This is a genomic window from Streptococcus pseudopneumoniae (assembly GCF_001072315.1).
GTDB classification, from domain to species: Bacteria; Bacillota; Bacilli; order Lactobacillales; family Streptococcaceae; genus Streptococcus; species Streptococcus pseudopneumoniae_R.
Window position 1 is genome coordinate 1 of sequence record NZ_JVLI01000003.1, and the last position, 976, is coordinate 976.

Here is a 976-nt window from a genome sequence, read left to right on the forward strand (position 1 = left end):
TGAAAATCAAAGAGCAAACTAGGAAACTAGCCGTAGGTTGCTCAAAGCACTGCTTTGAGGTTGCAGATAGAGCTGACACGTTTTGAAGAGATTTTCGAAGAGTATTAATTGTTTTCAAGATAAAATTCAAAACGTTCGCCTACATACTGACTTTTTACATATTCAAATGCAGTACCATCTTCTAGGTAGGAAACCTGAGTCAAACCAAGAATAGCATGTCCTTTTTCAACTTCCAAATAGTGGGCAATCTTTTCCTTAGCGAGTCGAGCATAGATGGTCTGTTGAGATTTGCCGATACGATAGCCATGTTTTTGTAGAGTCTGGAAGAAATGACTAGTGATTTCTTCTTTTTTAAAGTCCTTAATAAATTTTTCAGGAATAGAAGCCACTTCATAAACCAGAGGAATTTGATCCGCATAGCGAACCCGCTCCATTCGGATAATATTCTCCGTTGGAGAAATACCTAGCTTGGCAACTTCCTGCTCATTGGGAATGGTTTTTCTGTAGGAAATGAGTTGGCTAGAGGGAACTTTACCTTGGGACTTAACAATTTCAGTAAAACTGGTTGTCCCTCGCATCTTTTCTTGTACTCGAGTACTTGAAACAAAGGTGCCGCTTCCTACACGACGCTCTAAAACACCTTCTTCAACTAATAGAGATACGGCTTGGCGGAGGGTCATGCGACTGACCGCAAACTGCTCTGCTAAATCTCTTTCACTGGGAAGCCTCTTACCAATAGCCCAACGGTGCTCGTCAATATCCTTTTTAATCTGATCATGGATTTTCATATAAGCAGGTAGCATATTTTTCACTTCATTTCTATCTTTTCTCTATTGTACCCCAATAAACTAGAAAAAGTCAAACTTCGCCTTGTTTATACTCTTCGAAAATCTCTTCAAACCACGTCAGCTCTATCTGCAACCTCAAAACAGTGTTTTGAGCAACCTGCGGCTAGCTTCCTAGTTTGCTCTTTGAT

1 protein-coding gene is annotated in these 976 nt (G+C 40.2%); it reads right to left on the reverse strand.

The genetic code is table 11. The features are described from left to right. Window positions 1-104: 104 nt before the first annotated feature. Entirely contained in the window at window positions 105-803 is a 699-nt protein-coding gene (locus ADH54_RS00020; protein ID WP_049523235.1) for a GntR family transcriptional regulator, read from the reverse strand. Between the last annotated feature and the right edge of the window lie 173 nt (window positions 804-976).